The following is an 18,942-nucleotide window of genomic DNA, read 5'->3' as shown; positions in this document are numbered from 1 at the left end:
CGGACCGTGAGCGCCGCATGCTCGTCCCGGGCGGCGGGGGGCGCGATGGATGTGCCGGTGAGCAGGGTGCGGATCGACCCGCGCGCGGCCGTGCGCGTGACGTTCGATCCCTATTCGAGTGCGCTCGCCTGCGCCGGGGCGCGGGACCGGCTGCGCGGGATCGACAGCGCCGCCGCGCGGGTCGCCCAGCGGTTCAGCGGCCGCAGCCTGCGCGCCGTCTCGCGCATCGTCGCCCCCGGCAGCTCCGTCGGACCGGACTGCCTGAGCCCCGCCGACATGGGCACCGACACCGATGTCCGGCACGAGCTCGACCGCCTCCGCGGGCTGTCGGCCGCCGAGCTCCACGACGACCTGGACCGCACCTACAACGGAGCGCCTCCGCCGCAATGGCAGCGGATCGTCGACGACCCGACCCGCTGGAGTCGCGATCTCGCCGACGCGCTCGACGGACTGTGGGCCGCGGTGGAGCCGGTCTGGCGGCGGGAGGAGCCCTTCCGCAGCCAGAAGGCCGAGCGGGTCGGAGCCGCCGCGACCCGCCGGGCCCTGGACGTGGTGCTCGCGCAGGCCCATCCGCGGGGCCACACCGAGGACGGGACCCTGGTCTTCCCGGACCCGGAGGGCACCGAGCTGGACGCCACCGACCGGGTCGTCGTGCTGGCGCCCGTGATGAGCAGGCTGGATGTCTCGATCAGCAACCTGGACCACCCCGACCTGGTGTGGCTGGCGTACCCGGTGGCCGGGGCCGCACCACCCGCAGCCGACCCCGACGGCCTCGACGCGCTGCTGACACCCGCACGCTCCCGGCTGCTGCGGCACCTGGACGGCGAGTGGGCCATGTCCGGCCTCGCCCGGGCCATGCGGATCGCCCCGAGTGCCGCCACCCACCAGGTCGACGCACTGGTGGCGGCCGGGCTTGTGACGCGTAGGCGGGAGGGGCGACGGGTCCTCGTCCGGCGCACCAGCCGCGGCGACGGGTTGCTGCAGCTGTACGGCGGCCAGAGGTAGCAGGGGCCGCGCTGTACGGTCCCTGTCGTGCTGAAGATTGATCTGACAAGTGGCGCTGAGCACGGGTTCCCGGGGAGGGCGTCGTGAGCGCCGGTGAGCTGTCCGGGCTGAAGGCGATCGTCACCGGCGGCGGATCCGGGATCGGGCTGGCCGCCGCGCAGCTGCTCGCCGAGCGCGGGGCCACGGTGGCCTGTCTCGACCTGAACCCGTCCGGCATCGCGGAGCCGCTGATCGGCATCACCGCGGACGTCGCCGACCAGCAGTCGGTGGACGCGGCGGTCGCCGAGGCGGTGGAGCGGCTCGGCGGGCTGGACATCCTCGTGAACAACGCGGGGATCGGCGCACAGGGCACCGTCGAGTCCAACGCCGACGACGAATGGCACCGGGTGTTCGACGTCAACGTGCTCGGCATCGTCCGGCTCAGCCGCGCCGCGCTGCCGCACCTGCGCCGGTCGCAGGCCGCCGCGATCGTCAACACGTGCTCGATCGCAGCCACTGCCGGCCTGCCGCAGCGCGCGCTCTACAGCGCGAGCAAGGGTGCCGTGCAGTCGCTGACGCTGGCCATGGCCGCCGACCACGTCGCCGAGGGCATTCGCGTCAACTGCGTGAACCCCGGCACCGCCGACACCCCGTGGGTCGGCAGGCTGCTCGACGCCGCGGCCGACCCGGCGGCCGAGCGCACCGCCCTCGAGGCCCGCCAGCCGATGGGGCGGCTGGTGTCCGCGCAGGAGGTCGCCGCGGCGATCGCCTATCTCGCGAGCCCGGCGGCGGCCTCCACCACCGGCACGGCTCTTGCGGTGGACGGCGGCATGCAGGGCCTGCGCCTGCGCCCCAAGCAGTGATCCGCCTGCAGCAGTGACCCCGACGAGCGGGCGGTTCCACGTGGAACCGCCCGCTCGTCCGCCCGGCGTTAGTGCTTGCGCCAGGGCCCGGTGATCGCGAACGTCGTGCCGGGGTTGTAGACGTTCACGAACAACGTGCGTCCGTCGCCGCTGAACGTGACCCCGGCGAACTCGCCGTACGCTGGCTCGGCCTCCGTCCCGATGTTCTGCCGGTTGCGCGCCAACGCGTAGACCTCGCCGCGCCGGTCGACGCCGAACACGTGCTGGGCGCCCTCACCGTCCTCGCACACCAGCAGTCCGCCGTGCGGGTACAGCGCGATGTTGTCCGGCGATTCGCCCGGCAGGTCCGGGTCGATCTTCGGACCGAAGATGACTTCGAGGGTCAGCGCATTCCGCTCCGGGTCGTACCGCCAGACCTGCCCGTTGTGCTCGGCCGCGGAGCCCTCCTCCACCTGCGCGAAGCTGGAGACGAAGTACACCGAGCCGTTGCCCCAGTAGTGGCCCTCGAGCTTCTGCGCGTGCGTGATCCCGCCCTTGCCGAAGTCCTGCAGGCGGATCGGGGTCTCCGCGGCCAGCGGGTCGGGTACCGGCACCCACTCGATGCCCTCGAAGCACGCGCCCGGCTCCTGCACCACCGACAGGTCCGGGACGCCGGGAACCCGCATCGCCTCGAGGGCGCCGCCGGCGCGCAGGCTGCCGTGCCCGCCCTTCGGCTTGTTCGGCAGGAACCGGTAGTACAGGCCGAACGGCCGCTCGAAGGCGTCCTCGGTCTCGTAGACGATCCCGGTGCGGGGGTCGATGGCGACCGCCTCGTGCTGGAAGCGTCCCATCGCGGTGAGCGGGTGCGGGTCGCGGTTGCGAGCCATGTCGTAGGGGTCGACCTCGAAGACGAAGCCGTGGTCACGGGTGTAGCCGCCCTCGCCCGCCTTCTCCTCGGCCTCCTCGCAGGTCAGCCACGTGTTCCACGGGGTGGGGCCACCGGCGCAGTTGACGGCGGTGCCCGCGATCGCCACCTCCTCGGCCACCAGCTGGTGGCTGCGGGTGAGCCGCATCGCCGTGCAGCCGCCCTTGGCCGCCGGGTCGTAGGTCAGCTCGGGAATGGCGGGCACCGGGTGCGGCGTGTCCATCCGGTTCTCGTGGTTGCGCACCAGGAACGTGTTCGGCCCGCCGGGGAACGCGGCCATCCCGTCGTGCCTGCCGGGAACCGGTCCCTCGCCGGACAGCAGCGGCTCACCCTCCCGGCTGATCACCGTGTAGCGGAAGCCGCGCCGCAGGTCGAGCAGCCCGTCGGGGTCGGGCAGGAGCGGCCCGTAGCCGCCGTCGCGGGCGATCTCGGCGGCGGCCGCGTGGCCGGCGAACAGGGAGTCGACGGTGCCGAGCACGGCGGTGCTCGCACCGAGTGCGGCGGCTCGGGACAACAGGGATCGGCGGTTCAGGCGAGCGGTCATCGGTGGCCTCCCGGTGAACAGTAGGTGGCCACAGGTTCAGCACAGGGAATACACATGTGAGTGAACCCGCGTGTACGCTTCGTGATCGAAGGGCGATTTGTCTGATCCGCCTGTGCCCTTGTGGCGCCCCGTTCGAGCGCGTGCGATGGCCCCGCGGCCCGGCGATCACGGGCAATCGGTCGTTCATCCGCCGGAGTCCGGCGCCTTCTCCCCGTGATCGCCGCGTCGACAGGAGGCCGCGCAGCGCCCGGCTCCCGACCCGGTGGCAGTTCCTGATCACCTGGGCGACGGCAGGACCTCCTCCGCGATCGCGAGGAAGCCTGCGAGCACCGGGGACGGGTCCCCCTCCCGCCAGGCGAGCGCGACCGGCACCCGGACGTCCGCGCCCGTGACGGGCCGGAAGACGACGCCCTCGAACTGCAGCCGCTCCGCCGACGCCGGGAGCAGTGCCACGCCGACCGCGGCGCCGACGAGCGCGACGACGGTGTAGGTGTCCGCGGCCTCCTGCACCACCCGGGGCCAGAAGCCGACCGCCGAGCACGCGCTGAACGCCCTGTCCCGCAGCGACGAGCCCTGCCGGGGCGGGTAGCTCACGAAGTTCTCCCCCGCCAGCTCGCCCAGCGGGACGGACGGCCGGGTGGCGAGCGGGTGGTCGTCGGGTAGTACGGCGACCAGTTCCTCGTCGAGCAACGTCCGGCTGGCCAGCAGCGGCGGCACGGGCGCGCGCAGGATGCCGACGTCGATGCCCCCGTCGAGCAGCGCGTTCAGCTGAGCGCCGGTGAACACGGTGGGGTTCAGCTCGAGCCGCACCAGCGGGTAGCGCTCCCGGTAGGCGCGGGTCAGCCTCGGCAGCAGCCGCCACGTCGTCACACCGGTGAGGCCCACCCGGATTTCGCCACGCTCGCCCTGCTCGGTGAGCAGCACCGACTCGCGCGCCCGGTCGGCCTCGGCGAGCACCCGGCGGGCGTGCTCGAGGAACACCGCGCCCGCGTTGGTCAGCCGGACCTGGCGCGTGGTGCGCTCGAGCAGCAGCACGCCCAGGTCGCGCTCCAGGGTCTTGATCTGCTGGCTCAACGGGGGCTGGGCCATGTGCAGGCGCGCGGCGGCCCGTCCGAAGTGCAGCTCCTCGGCCACGGCGGCGAAGGCGCGCAGGTGGCGCAGCTCCACGGGACCCTCCGGCGCTATTGATTCGGATCTGGTCTGGGTTCTGGCACCATCTTGTATTGGACCCGTTCAGTTCGCAGTGCCTAGTGTCACCGCCCACACTGTTCGTTCCCCCTCGAGGATGAGGTGCCGATGGACCGTTCGACCGCAGGGTCGCGGCGCGGACCGCGTGGCCAGCTGTTCCGGCTCGGCCCGCTGGTCGTGCTGGCCGTCGGCGTGGCCGCGGTGGTCGGCGCGATCGGGCTCTCGCTCGGCGAGCTGACCGCGCCCGGGCCGGGGCTCTGGCCGTTCATCGTCTCCGTGGTGCTGACCGGGTCGGCGCTGGCGCTGCTGCTGCTCGACGACCCCGAGGACTACGAGCGCTGGACGGGCGGCACCGCCCGGATCGTCGCCGGGATCGCCGGGCTCGGCGTGTTCATTGCCGTCTTCGAGGTCGTCGGCTTCCTGCTCCCGGCGTTCCTGATGCTGCTGCTGTGGCTGCGGATCTTCGGGCGCGAGTCGTGGCGGTGGTCGCTCGGGCTGGCGTTGGCCGGGTCGATCGGGATGTACCTGCTGTTCGACCAGGCACTCGGCGTCCCGTTCCCGGACGACGTCATCGCCGGACTGGTGGGGGCCTGACATGGGACTGATGGACGGCATCGCCCAGGGCTTCGCGGTTGCGCTCGACCCGATCAACATCCTCTACGTCTTCATCGGCGTACTCATCGGCACGGTCATCGGCGTGCTCCCGGGGCTCGGCCCCACCGCGACCATCGCCCTGCTGCTGCCGCTGACCTACACGATCGAGCCGGCCACAGCGGTGATCCTGCTGGCCGGCATCTACTACGGGTCGATGTACGGCGGCACGATCACCTCGGTGCTGCTGCGGCTGCCGGGAGAGGCGGCGTCGGTCGTCACGACCTTCGACGGCTACCAGATGGCCAAACAGGGCAGAGCCGGGCCCGCGCTGGGGATCGCGGCGATCGGCTCGTTCATCGGCGGGATCCTCGCCGTCGTCGGGCTCACCCTGCTCGCCCCGCCGCTCGCCGCGCTCGCCGTGTCGTTCGGCCCGCCGGAGTACGTCGCGCTGACGACGCTGGGCATCCTCCTCGTCACCTACCTCGGCACCGGATCGGTGCTGAAGAGTCTCTCGATGGCGGCGCTGGGCCTGCTGCTCGCCACCGTCGGGCAGGACCCGATCACCGGGACCACCCGGTTCACCTTCGGCCAGGTGGCGCTGTTCGACGGGCTGGACTTCGTCGCCGTCGCGATGGGCCTGTTCGGGGTCGGGGAGATCCTGCACAGCCTGGAGCGCACCGAGAAGGTCCAGGCCGTCACGAAGAAGATCACGCACATCTGGCCGAGCCGCAAGGACCTGCACGACTCCGCGGGCGCCATCGGCCGCGGCAGCGTGCTCGGGTTCGTGATCGGCGTGCTGCCGGGTGGCGGCGGTGTGGTGTCGTCGCTGGCCTCCTACGCGTTGGAGAAGCGCCGGGCCAAGGACCCGAGCCGGTTCGGCAAGGGCGCCATCGAGGGTGTCGCCGGTCCGGAGACCGCCAACAACGCCTCGTCGACGTCGGCGTTCATCCCGCTGCTCACCCTCGGCATCCCCGCCAACGTCGTCCTCGCACTGATCTTCGGGGCGCTGCTCGTGCAGGGCATCACCCCCGGTCCGCAGCTGATCAGCCAGAACCCGGAGATCTTCTGGGGCGTGATCGCGTCGATGTTCATCGGCAACCTGATGCTGCTCGCGCTGAACATCCCGCTGGTCGGGGTGTTCGTGCAGATCTTGCGGGTGCGGGCGGGCATCCTCGGCGCGTTCGCCCTGCTCGTGACGATGGCGGGCGTCTTCTCGATCAACAACGACGCCACGGACATGTGGGTCGTGCTGGCCTTCGGCGTGCTGGGCTGGCTGATGAAGAAGACCGGGTTCGAGCCGGGCCCGCTGGTGCTGGCGTTCGTACTCGGGCCGATCCTGGAGCGCGCCTTCCGCCAGTCGATGCTCATCTCCGGCGGCAGCCTGGGCATCTTCGTCACCCGGCCGATCTCCGGCGGCATCTTCGCGGTGATGGCGCTGATCATCGTGGTCAGCATCCTCACCGCGCGGCGCCGGGCCCGCGTGCTGCACCGCCACGACACCCTCGACGACGACGGGAACGGCAACGGCCTCGCCCGCGCCGGCCGCGAAACCGACTCCGACACCTTGGGAGACTCATGAAGCGCCTGCGCCTGCTGGCCGCCGGTCTCGCAGCGGGCCTGCTGCTCGCCGCGTGCGGCCAGGGATCCGGGTCCGGTGACCCGGAGACGTACCCGTCCGACCAGATCCGGCTGATCGTCCCCTACGTGGCGGGCGGCCCGACGGACATCGCCGCGCGGACGCTGGGTCGGTACATGGAAGCGGACCTCGGCCAGTCGGTCGTCGTGGAGAACCTCCCCGGAGCCTCCGGCACGACCGCCTACCAGGAGATGCTCTCCGCCGACGCCGACGGCTACACCCTGTCGATGACGGCGCTGCCGACGGCCGTGCTCAACTACCTGAGCAACGACGTCGGCTACACCCGGGAGGACTTCGCCCCGGTCGGGGTGATCACCCAGGTGCCGTCGGCGCTCGTGGTGCCGGCCGCTTCCCCCTACGCGGACCTCGAGGCCCTGTTCGCCGACGCGCGGGCCAACCCGCAGAAGGTCACGGTGGCCACGCCCGGCGCCACCAACACGCACGCCGCCGAGACCCGCCGCATCACGCAGCTCTACGACGTGCCGTTGACCGTGGTGCCGTTCAACGGCAACCAGGAGGTCCTCACGGCGCTGCTCGGCGGCAACACCGTGGCGGGCTTCGTCAACGTCTCGCAGGACATGCTCCCGTCCATCGAGAACGGCGACCTGCGGGTGCTCGCCGTCGGCACGCAGGAGCGGCTGCCCTACATCGACGCGCCGACGTTCGTCGAGCAGGGCTACCCGGAGCTGACGCAGAGCACCACGACGTTCGGCGTGATCGCCCCGGCCGGCACGCCCGAGCCGGTCATCGCCCGGCTCGAGGAGACGATGCGCGCCGCGTCGTCCGACCCGGAGGTCGTGAAGGCGCTCGACGAGCGCTACGTACCCGAGGAGTTCCTCGGCAGCGCGGACCTGGCAGAACTGTTCGCCCAGACGGAGGAGACGTTCCGGGATGTCGCAGGTGGCTGACAACGGGGGAGCGGCACTGGTCGACGCACTGCGCGAGCTGGGCGTCGAGATCGCGTTCGGGCTGCCCGGCGTGCACAACCTGGCGGTGTGGGAGGCGGCGGCCGACGCCGGGATCCGGCTGGTCGGGGTCCGGCACGAGCAGGCCGCGGTGTACGCCGCCGACGGGTACGCGCGGGCGACCGGGCGCCTCGGGGTGGCGGTGGTGACCACCGGGCCGGGCGCGGCCAACACGCTCGGCGCGACCGGCGAGGCGATGACCGCCGGGGCGCCGGTGCTCGTCGTGGCCACCGACATCCCGTCGACGTTGCGCAGGCCCGGTGTGTACCGCGGGGTGCTGCACGAGACCCGCGACCAGGGCGCGATGTTCGCGCCCATCACGAAGTCGACGACCACCACGGCGAGCGCGGACGAGCTGTACGCCGACACCATCGCGGCGGGCCGGGCGGCGCTGGCCGCCCCGACCGGGCCGGTGTACCTCGGGGTGCCGACCGACCTGCTCTCCGCCGCCGTCACCGAACGTGCACCCGCCGCGGCGCCGCAGGCCGACGACCGGGAGCCGGACCTCGACGCCGCGCTCGCGCTGATCGCACGGGCGGAGCGCCCGCTGCTCTGGGTGGGCGGCGGCGCGCTGCGGGCCGGCGCGGGCGACGCGGTGGGCAGGCTGGCCGAGCGGCTGGCCGCGCCGGTCGTGACGACGTACCTCGGCCGCGGGGTGCTCCCACCCGACCACCCGTGCCTGGTGCCCGGCCCGGCGCACGTCCCGGCGATCGGGGCGCTGTGGGACGAGGCCGACCTGGTGATCTCAGTCGGCAGCGACCTGGACGGCATGACCACCCAGAACTGGCGGATGCCGCAGCCGCCGGCGCTGCTGGCGATCAACGTGGACGCGGCGGACGCGGCGAAGAACTACGCCTGCGACCACGTGCTCGTCGGGGACGCGCAGGCGGTCACCGCCCGGCTCGCCGACGCCGTGCCGGAGCGCGACGGCCTCGCCGACCTCACCGCGCGGATCGCGGTGCTGGGCGGGCACGTCGCGGCGCTCGTGCAGGAGGAGGAGCCGCAGGCCGCGCAGCTGCTGGACGTCCTCGGTCGCGTGGTCCCCGACGACGCCGTGGTGCTCACCGACATGTGCATCGCCGGTTACTGGGTGGCCGGGTTCCACCGCGTGCCGGGCCCGCGGCGGCTCGCGTACCCGATGGGCTGGGGCACGCTCGGCTACGCCTTCCCCGCCGCGCTCGGGGCGGCCGTCGCCGGGCAGGGCCGGGCCGTCGGGCAGGGCAGGGCCGTCGGGCAGGGCCGGGCCGTCGGGCAGGGCAGGGCCGTCGCGATCGTCGGCGACGGCGGCTTCCTCTTCGCGTGCGGCGAGCTGGCGACCGCGGCCCAGGAGCGACTGCCGCTCACCGTGGTGCTCGTCGACGACGGCGGCTACGGGATGCTGCGCTTCGACCAGGTGCACGCCGGGGTGCCGACGCGCGGCGTCGACCTCGCGACCCCCGACTTCGCCACGCTGGCCGGCGCGTTCGGGGTGACCGCGCACAGCGTCGACGGGTTCGGCGAGGCGTTCGAGGCAGCACTCGTCAAGAGCCTCGACGACGACGGCCCGAACCTGATCGCGGTGCGGGCCGGCCTGACCCCACCGCCGTCGACGTCGCCCCGCTGGTACCGGGCCCGGGAGGGCGTGTGATCGACAAGCGCGTCCCGGCGGTCGCCGACGCGGTGGCCGGGGTCCGCGACGGCGCCACCGTGCTCGTCGGCGGGTTCGGCAACTCCGGCGTGCCGGTGGCGCTGGTGCACGGCGTGCTCGAGCTCGGCGTCCGGGACCTCACGATCGTCACCAACAACGCGGGGAGCGGCGAGTCCGACATCGCGGCACTGATCCGCGAGGGTCGGGTCCGGAAGATCGTCTGCTCGTACCCGCGATCCGCGGGCTCGGTGTGGTTCGAGAAGTTCTGGCGGGCGGGCGAGATCGAGCTGGAGCTGGTGCCGCAGGGCACGCTCAGCGAGCGCATGCGCGCCGCCGGGGCGGGCCTCGGCGGCTTCTTCACCCCTGCGGGCGCCGACTCGCCCCTCGCCGGCGGCAAGGAGGTCCGGGTGATCGACGGGCGCCGGCACGTGTTCGAGAAGCCGCTGCACGCCGACCTCGCCCTGATCAAGGCCGACCGGGCCGACCGGTGGGGCAACCTCGTCTACCACTCCGCGGCCCGCAACTTCGGGCCCGTGATGGCCACGGCGGCCGAGCTCACCGTGGCGCAGGTGCGCACGTTCGTGGAGCTCGGCGACCTCGACCCGGAGGCCGTGGTGACGCCCGGGATCTTCGTCGACCGCGTGGTGGAGGTGTCGGCATGACAACTGGTCTGTCTCCCGCGGAGATGGCGCGCCGGGTGGCGCTCGACATCCCCGACGGCTCGTACGTGAACGTGGGCATCGGCCTGCCGACGCTCGTGGCCGACGTCGTCCCGCCGGACCGGGAGATCATCTACCACAGCGAGAACGGGATCCTCGGGATGGGACCGGCGCCCGCGCCCGGCACCGGGGACCCGGAGCTGATCAACGCGGGCAAGCAGCAGGTGACGCTGCTGCCCGGTGGCGCCTATTTCCACCACACCGAGGCGTTCGTGATGATGCGCGGCGGGCACATCGACATCACCGTGCTCGGCGCGTTCCAGGTCGGCGCGAACGGTGACCTCGCCAACTGGGCCACCGACGTGGCGACGATGCCGCCGGCCGTCGGCGGCGCGATGGACCTCGCCGTCGGGGCCCGCCGGGTGCTCGTGATGACCACCCACACCACCCGCGACGGCCGCCCGAAACTCCTCGCGGAATGCACCTACCCGCTCACGGCGGCAGGCGTGGTCGACCGCGTCTACACCGACCTGGCCGTGCTCGACGTGACACCGGAGGGCTTCCTCGTGCGCGAGCTGGCCGCCGGCGTCACCCCGGACCACCTGCGGGACGTCACGGCCGCCGAGCTGCAGTTCGCCCCCGACCTCGCTCTGCTCTCCCCCACCTGATCCCGGGAGGACCCCATGCAACGACGCATGCTCGCCGCCGTCGGTCTCGCGGCGCTCACCCTGCTGGCCGCATGCGGCGGTGGGGCGCAGGAGAACGCGCCGTTCCCCAGCGAGTCGATCCGGCTGATCGTGCCCTACGCCGCGGGCGGCCCCACCGACCTGACCGCGCGCGCCTACGGGGAGTTCCTCGAGCAGGACCTCGGGCAGCCCGTGGTCGTGGAGAACCTGCCCGGCGGCTCCGGGGCCGTCGCCACCCAGGAGCTCATCGGTTCCGAACCGGACGGGTACACGCTGGCGCTGGTCACCGCGGGCACCACGGTGCTGACGCCGCTGGCCAACGACGTCGGCTACACCGCGGCGGACATCACGACGATCGGCGTGATGTCCGAGGTGCCGTCCCTGTTCGCGGTCGGCGCCAACTCGCAGTACCAGGACATCGGCGCCCTCACCGACGCCGCCCGGCAGCAGCCGGGCACGGTCACCCTGGGCGTCCCGGGGGCGTCCACCCCGCAGGCCATCGAGCTGCAGCGGATGCGCGACGAGTTCGGCGTCGAGTTCACCGTGGTCCCGTTCAACGGCAACGCCGAGATGACCACCGCGCTGCTCGGTGGCAACGTCGACGCGGTCCTCATCAACGCCTCGCAGGACGTCGTGGAGAACATCGAGGCGGGCAGCTTCCGGCCGCTGGCGGTGTCCACCGAGGAGCGCCTCGAGTGGCTCCCCGACACCCCGACGCTGGTGGAGGCGGGCTTCCCCGGCCTCACCCTGTCCGGTTCCACGTTCGGGCTGGCCGGCCCCGCGGGCATGCCGGACCCGGTGGTGACCCGGCTGGAGGACGCGCTGCGCAAGGCCCACTCGGACCCGACGGTCGTCGAGACGGTCGGCGAGCGCTACATCGGCCCGGAGTTCCGCGGCGCGGACGAGCTGCGGGCCATCCTCGACAACACGCAGGCCGTGTACGAGCCGATCCTCGGCGCCTGACGGCGCCCGGCGTAAGGAGCAGACGATGCGACACGGGAAGTGGGTGGCGATCGCCGCCCTGTCAATGCTCGCCGCCGCGTGCGGTGGCGGGAGCGGGTCGGACGCGGCTCCCGAGGAGTTCCCCACGGAGGAGATCCGGGTGCTCGTCCCCTACACCGCGGGCGGGCCGACCGACCTCGCCGCCCGCACGATGGGCGCGTCCATGGAGCAGCGCCTCGGCCAGCCGGTGCTCGTGGAGAACCTGCCCGGCGCGGCCGGTTCGGTGGCGATGAACGAGCTCATCAGCAGCGAGCCCGACGGGTACACGCTCAAGCTGATCGCGGCCCCGTCGACGGTGGTCACCCCGCTGATCCAGGACGTCGCCTACGGGCCGGAGGACTTCCAGACGATCGGCGTGATCACCCAGATCCCGTCGATGCTGGCCGTCGGCGCGGGCTCCCCGTTCGCCGACGGCGCCGCGTTCTTCGACGCGGCGCGGCAGCGGCCCGGCGAGCTGACCGTCGGCACCCCGGGGGCCACCACCTCCCAGGCCATCGAGCTGCGCCGCCTCGCGAACCTGTACGGCGTCCAGGTCACGGTGGTGCCGTTCAACGGCAACGCCGAGCTGATCCAGGCGATCCTCGGCGGCACCGTGGACGCCGTGATGATCAACGTATCGCAGGATGTCCGCGAGCAGATCGACGCCGGCGCGTTCCGGCCGCTGGCGATCAGCACCGCCGAGCGCGTCGACTACCTGCCGGACACGCCCACGCTCGTCGAGCTTGGCTTCCCCGAGCTCACCTACAGCACGTCGATCTTCGGGCTGGGTGCGCCGGTCGGGACGCCGCCGGAGATCATCGCCGAGCTGGAGGCCACGATGCGGGACGCGCTGGCCGACGACTCCGTCCGGCAGCAGCTCGACGAGGCCTACGTCCCGGACGAGTTCATCGGGGCGCAGGAGTTCCGGGCGATCCTCGACGAGATCGTGGAGGTGTACGGGCCGGTGGCGCAGGAGCTGCGGGCCGGCTGACCGGAGCTTGCGGAGCGAGCATCAGCGCTGAGCGACGCGCCGGCTCGCATCACGATCGCGTCGCAGGGGGTGGCGCCGCTCCGGCGATGTGACATGTTTACCTGCCACGAAGTGCCCCACTCTCGGTCACTCACGCAACGTCGCGACGGCGCCCGACGGGGCACCACGAGGAGGAGGGTCATGGCCCACACGTCCAGGAGCCGGCGCCCGTCCGGAGCACACCGCCGGGCACTCGGCGCGCTCGTGGCCGCCGGCACACTGCTGCTCGCCGGCTGCGGCGGCGGGGGCGGAGGCGGAGGCGATCAGCCACCCGGTGCGGACGGCACGCTGTCCATCGCCACGGGCGGCACCGGCGGCGTCTACTACCCCTACGGCGGCGGCATCGCCAACGTGCTCAGCCAGAGCGTCGAGGGCATCACGGCCACGGTCCAGGAGACCAACGCCTCCGTCGACAACCTCCTGCTGGTGCAGAACGGTGCCGCCGACCTCGCGTTGGCGCTCGGCGACACGGTGGCCGACGCCGTGGAGGGGGCGGGTCAGTTCGAGGGCAACCCGGTCGACGTCTGCACCCTCGGCAAGCTCTACAACAACTTCACGCAGCCGGTCACCACGGGCGCTACCGGTATCCGGACCATTGAGGACCTGCGGGGCAAGCGCGTGTCCGTCGGCTCGCCCGGGTCGGGCACCGAGGTGATCGCCGTCCGGATCCTCGAGGCCGCCGGGATCAACCCCGACACCGACATCCAGCGGGCCCAGCTGGGCGTCGGGGAGACGGTGCAGGCGCTGCGCGACAGCACGATCGACGCCGGCTTCTGGTCGGGTGGCTTGCCGACCGGTGCCCTGGTCGACCTGGCGAGCACCGGCGACATGGTGCTGATCCCCACCGGCGAGTACGCCAAACCGCTGTCGGAGCAGTACGGCCCGTACTACCTGTCGGAGGAGATCCCGGCAGATACCTACCAGGGGCAGACCCAGCCCGTCCCGGAGGTCGTGGTGCCGAACGTCCTCGTCGTGCGGTCCGACATGCCGGAGCAACTCCAGCAGGACATCACCCGGACGATCTTCGAGAACAAGCAGCAGCTGACCACCGTCCACCCGGCGGCCGAGGCCCTCGACCCGGCCACGGCGGGCGACGTCGGCTTCGTGCCCGTCTGCCCGGGCGCGCAGGCCTACTTCGAGCAGGCAGCAGGCTGATCCGGGGAACATCGTGGTCCCGCTCCGCGCCCGCCTCGCCGCCGTCGCCTGTGCCGTCGGCGTCGTGGCGGGCGCGGTGTCGGGCATCGGGCTCGTCGGCTGCGCCGGAGCGGCCGACGCGGGCGGCGCCGGCCGCGCGGTGACCGTGCGCGACGCCGAGGGGGCACTGCTCGCGCAGGTGCCGCTCACCGCAGGGACCTTCGCCGTGAGCTACCGCAACTCGATCTACCGCACGCCGGCGGAGGAGCGCTACCGCGTGGCCGCCGACGGGCGTTTCGTACTCGTCGAGCTCGCCGCCGACCAGCTCGCGGTGCTCGAGGAGTACTACGCCGTACCGGGGCCGGTCACCGCCGCCCCGGACGGCGACCGTCGCAACTGGGTGGCGGCACCGGACCGCAACCCGGCCTTCGCCGAGCTGTCGATCGCCGCCACCGCCCTCGGCGAGCGCACCCTGCACGTCCCCGGCCACCCGCCGGTCGCGCTGCCTCCGCTCGCCCCCTCCGATCCCACCGTTGTCCTCGACGTCGAGGAGTCCTCATGAGGAAGCGGCACGACGACCCCGGGCGCGCCTCGGCCGAGGACGACACCACCAGCACCGTCGACGAGGCCGGCGACAAGCCCATCGACAAGCCCATCGACGAGCCCATCGACGAGGAGGCGCTCCTCGCCGAGTACGAGTCCGAGAAGCCGGCGCGGCACCTGTCCGGGATTCCCCTGCGCGTCGTGCAGGCGATGGGCATCGGCCTGTCCTTGTACGCCCTGTGGTGGGTGTTCAACCCGATGCCCGTGCAGGTCTACCTGCCGTCGTTCCTCGGGGTCGGGCTGTCGATGACGTTCCTGGTCTACCGCGGCTGGCCACGGCCGCAGCGGGCGAAGGCGGAGGACCGCCCGGACCACCCGCACCTCGTCGACTGGCTGCTCGCGGCGGTGGCGCTCGTGCCGTTCGCCTACATCGTGTCGGACTGGGATTCCTTCTTCCGGCGGGCGGTGGTGCCCACCGACCTCGACCTCGTGATGGGCACGATCGCGATCGTTCTCACCCTCGAGGCGGCCCGGCGCACCGTCGGACTGCTCGTGCCGCTCGTCGTCCTGGGCTTCCTCGGCTACGCGCGCTTCGGGTCCTTCTTCCCCGGCCCGTTCGCCACGGCCGACTACCAGTGGCCCCGGCTGGTCGGGCACAACGTGATGGGCACCCAGGGCCTCTTCGGTGTGCCGATGGACGTGGCCGCCACCTACATCATCCTGTTCACGATCTATGGCGCCGTCCTGACGTACTCCGGGGCCACCCGCTTCTTCATCGACATGTCGTTCTCCGCCTTCGGCCAGTCGGCTGCGGGCCCCGGGCGAACCGTGACGCTGGCCGGGTTCCTGCTCGGCACCGTGTCGGGCTCTGGGGTGGCCACCACCGTCACCCTCGGTGGCGTCACCTGGCCGCTGCTGCGCCGCGCGGGCTACCCGCAGGAGAACGGGGGCGCCGTCCTGGCCGCGGCCGGTATCGGCGCGATCATGTCACCGCCCACCCTCGGGGCCGCGGCGTTCATCATCGCGGAGCTGCTCGGCGTCTCCTACCTGCAGGTGCTGATCTGGGCGACGATCCCGACGCTGCTGTACTACTTCGGAATCATCCTCGCGGTCGAGATGGACGCGCGCCGCTTCAAGACGCACGCGATCGACCTCGACGTCCAACCGGCCGGGAAGCTGCTGCTCCGGTTCGGGTACCACTTCAGCTCGCTCATCGCGATCGTCGTGTTCATGGCGATGGGCTACACGCCCTTCCGCGCCGTGGTGCTCGCCACCGCGCTCGCGTTCGTGCTGAGCTTCCTCGAACGCCAAGCGTGGATGACCCCCCGGCGAACCCTCGAGGCCCTCGGGTCCGGGGCCACCGGCGCGCTGTCGGTGGTGCCGGTGATGGCCGCGGCCGGGATCATCGTCGGGGTCATGACGCTGACCGGGCTCGGTCTCAAGCTGGCCAACATCATCGTCATGATCGCGGGCGGGAACCTCGCGCTGACGGCGTTGTTCTCGGCGATCTCGGTGATCCTGCTCGGGCTGGCCGTGCCCGTCACGGCGAGCTTCATCATCTCGTGGGTGATCATCGGCCCGGCGCTGCAGGACGTGGGCGTGCCCGCCTTCGCCGCGGCGATGTTCGTCTTCTACTACTCGGTGCTGAGCGAGGTCTCGCCGCCCACCGCACTGTCGCCGTTCGCCGCGTCGGCGATCACGGGCGGCAAGCCGGTGCGGACGATGTGGCTCACCTGGAAGTATACGCTGCCGGCCTTCCTCGTCCCGTTCATCGTCGTGCTCTCGCCACAGGGCGTCGGGCTGCTGTTCGCGGGCGGCGCCGGTACGGTCGTCACCGCTGCGATCACCGCCGCCGCCGCGGTCGCCGCGCTGGCCGTCGTCACCGGGGCGTGGCTCGTCGGGCCCGCGCAGTGGCCCGAGCGCGCCCTGTTCGCGGTCGCCGCCGTCGCGCTGCTGGTGATGGCGCCCGTCGCCATCGGCGTCGGCGCGGTGGCGATCCTGGCGGGGGTCGCGGCGCACCTGGTGGGGCGGCGGCGCCGGCGCACCAGGTCCGGACCGGCCCCGACAACTCCCTCCCCGAAGGAGACGACCACCTGATGAAACCTCTCGCGCGGGGCCTGTGGGGCGTGCTCGCCACGCCCTTCGCCGCCCCCGACCTGCGGGTCGACGAGGAGTCGTTGCGCCGACAGGTGCGCATGTTCGCCGGTGTCCCGGCCACCGGCCTGGTGGCGCTGGGGGTGTTCGGCGAGGGCGCCGCACTGAACTCGGCCGAGCAGGCGCTCGTCGTGCGCACCGTCGCGGCGGAGGCACCGGACCTGCCGATCGTGGTGGGACTCTCCGCGCGCACCACCGCGGTCGCCGTCGAGCAGGCGGGCACGGCCGTGTCCGCGGCTGCACCCGCCGCCCTGATGGTGCAGGTCAACAGCCCCGACCCGGATGTGCTCGCCGCGCACCTCACCGCCGTGCAGGACGCCACCGGCACCGGGATCGTCCTGCAGGACTACCCGGTGGCGTCCGGGGTCCGGATCTCGCCCGCGCAGGTGCTCGCCACACTGGAGCGCTGCCCGTTCGTGGTGGCGGTGAAGTCCGAGGCGCCGCCGACGGCCGCGGCGATCGCGGCGCTCACGGCCGGGACGCAGGTGCCCGTGTTCGGTGGGCTCGGCGGCGTCGGCCTGCTCGACGAGCTCGCGGCGGGCGCCGCGGGCGCCATGACCGGCTTCTCCCACCCCGAAGCGCTGCTGGCGGCGCTGCGGGCCTGGGACGGCGGCGGCTACCGCACCGCCCGGGACGTCTTCGCACCCTGGCTGCCGCTGGTGAACTTCGAGGCGCAGCCCGGGATCGGGCTCGCCCTGCGCAAGGAGATCCTGCGCCGCCGCGGCGTCCTCGCCGACGCGGCCGTCCGGCCGCCGGCCCCGGCGGTGCCGACGCCCCTTCTGCCCCTCGTCGACGCGCACCTCGCAGCGGTGCCCACGGAGGTGAACGCCTGATGGATCTCGGTCTGCAGGGACGGGTCGCGCTCGTCCCCGGTTCCACGTCGGGGCTCGGCCTCGCCGTGGCCCAGGCACTCGCGGCGGAGGGCGCGCACGTCGTCCTCGCCGGCCGACGCGGCGAGCAGGTGCGCGCGGAGGCGGAGCGGCTGCCCTCGGCCATCGGCGTCGAGGCCGACATCACCGAGCCCGACGGTGCCGCCACCCTCGTCGCCCGGGCCGAAGAGGAGTTCGGCCCGGTCGACGTGCTGGTGCTCAACGGCGGCGGGCCCCCGCCGGGTAGCGCCGTCGACTTCACGCCGGACCAGATGTCCGCCGCCGTCGCGCAGCTCGTGCACCCGCACCAGCGGCTCGTCGCCGCTGTGCTGCCCGGGATGCGCGAACGCGGCTTCGGGCGGATCGTCGCCATCGCGTCGAGCGGGGTGCAGCAGCCGATCGCGCAGCTCGTGGCGTCCAACGCGGGGCGCGCCGCGCTCGCGGGCTACCTCAAGACGCTCGCGAGCGAGGTCGCAGCGGACGGCGTGACCGTCAACATGGTGCTGCCGGGCCGCATCGACACCGACCGGGTGGGCGTGCTGGACGAGGCGGTCGCCGGCCGCACCGGGGTCACGCCCGCGGAGGCCAGGGCCCGCTCCGAGGCGACGATCCCGACCGGCCGCTACGGCACCCCCGCCGAGTTCGCGGCCGTCGTCACGTTCCTGGCGAGCGCCGCGGCCTCGTACGTCACCGGTGAGCAGATCCGGTGCGACGGCGGGCTGGTCCGGGCGCACTGAGTTCCGATCCCGACTCGCGCGCACTCAGGCCCCGACTCGCGCGCACTCAGACTCCGACTCGCGCGCACTCAGGCCCCGACTCGCGGAGAACCGCGCGGGCCCTCCCGCGAGTCGGGCGATCCGTGCGCGCGAGTCGGGCGATCCGTGCGCGCGAGTCGGGTCGGGAATGGGGTCGGGAGCGGGCGGCGGAGCCGAGCCAGACCGCCCGCTCCCGGGCTCAGGAGCCGGCCGGCGTCACGTGGGCGGTGACCTGCACAGACCCGATGTCCGCTGGCACGGCGATCCCCTTCCGGTCCACTGTGGCCGCGGGTACCCGGCCGGGGACGCCACAACGGCGGGAACGCCGATCGGGCGACACGCGGGGACCTCAGGACCACCCCGGCGGGTGACGGGACGCGGGTCAGCCGCGGCCGTGCACGAGGCGGCGCCGGGCCGGGAAGCGGTGGATGCGGTTGTACGGACTGCCAGACGACTTTGCGGCACGGGACAGGAGCGCGAGCCCCGCACGGGGCTGCACGGCCCGTCGCGTCCGCACACGGCGCCGGATGCTCCGCTCGTGATGCGTGGATCGGTTCCGGTCGGGCAGCAGCCCCGCCTCGAGCCGCTGCAGGCCGATCGCGATCAGCATGACGGCCAGCGGAACCACGACGCACATCCACACGTCATTGGGCTACCCCGTACGGGTCCCGGAGGAACGCACGAGCCCGACCGATCGGACTAGAGCGTGTCCCGTGGATCATGCGGGTCGGCTGCGGTAGATCTCTTCTGTGCTTGATCGCCACGACTTGACCGACGCGGAGTGGGCACGGCTGGAGCCGTTGCTGCCCGACCGGACACCGCGACG

General features: G+C 72.9%; 18 protein-coding genes. 15 read left to right on the top strand and 3 right to left on the bottom strand.

Features of this window, described 5'->3' with window-relative positions; all coding sequences use genetic code 11:
- The first annotated feature begins 57 nt into the window (after positions 1–57).
- Together KME75_RS45855 and KME75_RS14140 are read left to right on the top strand one after the other, a co-directional pair.
- Complete coding sequence (locus tag KME75_RS45855; RefSeq protein ID WP_219415099.1) at positions 58–1,005, top strand: ArsR/SmtB family transcription factor; 948 nt, start codon at positions 58–60, stop codon at positions 1,003–1,005.
- 83 nt (positions 1,006–1,088) lie between these two features.
- A complete protein-coding gene (locus tag KME75_RS14140; RefSeq protein WP_219415098.1) occupies positions 1,089–1,847 on the top strand; it encodes an SDR family NAD(P)-dependent oxidoreductase in 759 nt (252 codons plus the stop codon).
- Between the two features lie 68 nt (positions 1,848–1,915).
- Here KME75_RS14140 and KME75_RS14135 read toward each other — a convergent pair whose 3' ends face one another.
- Together KME75_RS14135 and KME75_RS14130 are read right to left on the bottom strand one after the other, a co-directional pair.
- Positions 1,916–3,295, bottom strand: coding sequence for an alkaline phosphatase PhoX (locus KME75_RS14135; protein ID WP_219415097.1), 1,380 nt, complete (start codon positions 3,293–3,295; stop codon positions 1,916–1,918).
- Between the two features lie 276 nt (positions 3,296–3,571).
- Complete coding sequence (locus KME75_RS14130) at positions 3,572–4,462, bottom strand: LysR substrate-binding domain-containing protein (protein ID WP_219415096.1); 891 nt, start codon at positions 4,460–4,462, stop codon at positions 3,572–3,574.
- Between the two features lie 129 nt (positions 4,463–4,591).
- On the opposite strand from KME75_RS14130, the gene KME75_RS14125 reads away from it, so the two are divergent.
- The 13 genes from KME75_RS14125 (at position 4,592) to KME75_RS14065 (ending at position 18,098) form a co-directional block, all read left to right on the top strand.
- On the top strand, positions 4,592–5,077 hold the full coding sequence (locus tag KME75_RS14125) for a tripartite tricarboxylate transporter TctB family protein (RefSeq protein ID WP_219415095.1): 486 nt from the start codon (positions 4,592–4,594) through the stop codon (positions 5,075–5,077).
- 1 nt (position 5,078) lies between these two features.
- Positions 5,079–6,656, top strand: coding sequence for a tripartite tricarboxylate transporter permease (locus KME75_RS14120; protein ID WP_219415094.1), 1,578 nt, complete (start codon positions 5,079–5,081; stop codon positions 6,654–6,656).
- Positions 6,653–7,621, top strand: coding sequence for a tripartite tricarboxylate transporter substrate binding protein (locus KME75_RS14115; protein ID WP_219415093.1), 969 nt, complete (start codon positions 6,653–6,655; stop codon positions 7,619–7,621). Before KME75_RS14120 ends, KME75_RS14115 begins: the two co-directional genes overlap by 4 nt.
- On the top strand, positions 7,605–9,305 hold the full coding sequence (locus KME75_RS14110; protein WP_219415092.1) for a thiamine pyrophosphate-binding protein: 1,701 nt from the start codon (positions 7,605–7,607) through the stop codon (positions 9,303–9,305). Before KME75_RS14115 ends, KME75_RS14110 begins: the two co-directional genes overlap by 17 nt.
- Entirely contained in the window at positions 9,302–9,967 is a 666-nt protein-coding gene (locus KME75_RS14105) for a 3-oxoacid CoA-transferase subunit A (protein ID WP_219415091.1), read from the top strand. Before KME75_RS14110 ends, KME75_RS14105 begins: the two co-directional genes overlap by 4 nt.
- Positions 9,964–10,632, top strand: coding sequence for a 3-oxoacid CoA-transferase subunit B (locus KME75_RS14100; protein ID WP_219415090.1), 669 nt, complete (start codon positions 9,964–9,966; stop codon positions 10,630–10,632). The genes KME75_RS14105 and KME75_RS14100 overlap by 4 nt, the downstream gene beginning before the upstream one ends.
- Before the next feature lie 15 nt (positions 10,633–10,647).
- Positions 10,648–11,613 (top strand): tripartite tricarboxylate transporter substrate binding protein, encoded by a 966-nt coding sequence (locus KME75_RS14095; RefSeq protein ID WP_219415089.1) that lies wholly within the window; start codon positions 10,648–10,650, stop codon positions 11,611–11,613.
- A gap of 25 nt (positions 11,614–11,638) precedes the next feature.
- On the top strand, positions 11,639–12,622 hold the full coding sequence (locus KME75_RS14090; RefSeq protein WP_219415088.1) for a Bug family tripartite tricarboxylate transporter substrate binding protein: 984 nt from the start codon (positions 11,639–11,641) through the stop codon (positions 12,620–12,622).
- Positions 12,623–12,802: 180 nt separating this feature from the next.
- Positions 12,803–13,816, top strand: a complete 1,014-nt coding sequence (locus tag KME75_RS14085) for a TAXI family TRAP transporter solute-binding subunit (RefSeq protein WP_219415087.1) — start codon at positions 12,803–12,805, stop codon at positions 13,814–13,816.
- Between the two features lie 13 nt (positions 13,817–13,829).
- Positions 13,830–14,357, top strand: coding sequence for a DUF1850 domain-containing protein (locus tag KME75_RS14080; protein WP_219415086.1), 528 nt, complete (start codon positions 13,830–13,832; stop codon positions 14,355–14,357).
- Positions 14,354–16,435: a TRAP transporter permease gene (locus KME75_RS14075; protein WP_219415085.1), complete on the top strand. Its 2,082-nt coding sequence runs from the start codon at positions 14,354–14,356 to the stop codon at positions 16,433–16,435. Before KME75_RS14080 ends, KME75_RS14075 begins: the two co-directional genes overlap by 4 nt.
- Complete coding sequence (locus KME75_RS14070; protein ID WP_219415084.1) at positions 16,435–17,325, top strand: dihydrodipicolinate synthase family protein; 891 nt, start codon at positions 16,435–16,437, stop codon at positions 17,323–17,325. The genes KME75_RS14075 and KME75_RS14070 overlap by 1 nt, the downstream gene beginning before the upstream one ends.
- A complete protein-coding gene (locus tag KME75_RS14065) occupies positions 17,325–18,098 on the top strand; it encodes an SDR family oxidoreductase (protein ID WP_219415083.1) in 774 nt (257 codons plus the stop codon). Before KME75_RS14070 ends, KME75_RS14065 begins: the two co-directional genes overlap by 1 nt.
- 400 nt (positions 18,099–18,498) lie before the next feature.
- Here the strand turns inward: KME75_RS14065 and KME75_RS14060 are convergent, their stop codons facing one another.
- Positions 18,499–18,753: a hypothetical protein gene (locus tag KME75_RS14060; RefSeq protein WP_219415082.1), complete on the bottom strand. Its 255-nt coding sequence runs from the start codon at positions 18,751–18,753 to the stop codon at positions 18,499–18,501.
- Positions 18,754–18,942: the final 189 nt, after the last annotated feature.

Source organism: Pseudonocardia nigra, from assembly GCF_019396355.1.
Classification (GTDB): Bacteria; Actinomycetota; Actinomycetes; order Mycobacteriales; family Pseudonocardiaceae; genus Pseudonocardia; species Pseudonocardia nigra.
The sequence above is the reverse complement of the archived record's forward strand: the minus strand, read 5'-3'. Positions and strand labels throughout refer to the sequence as shown.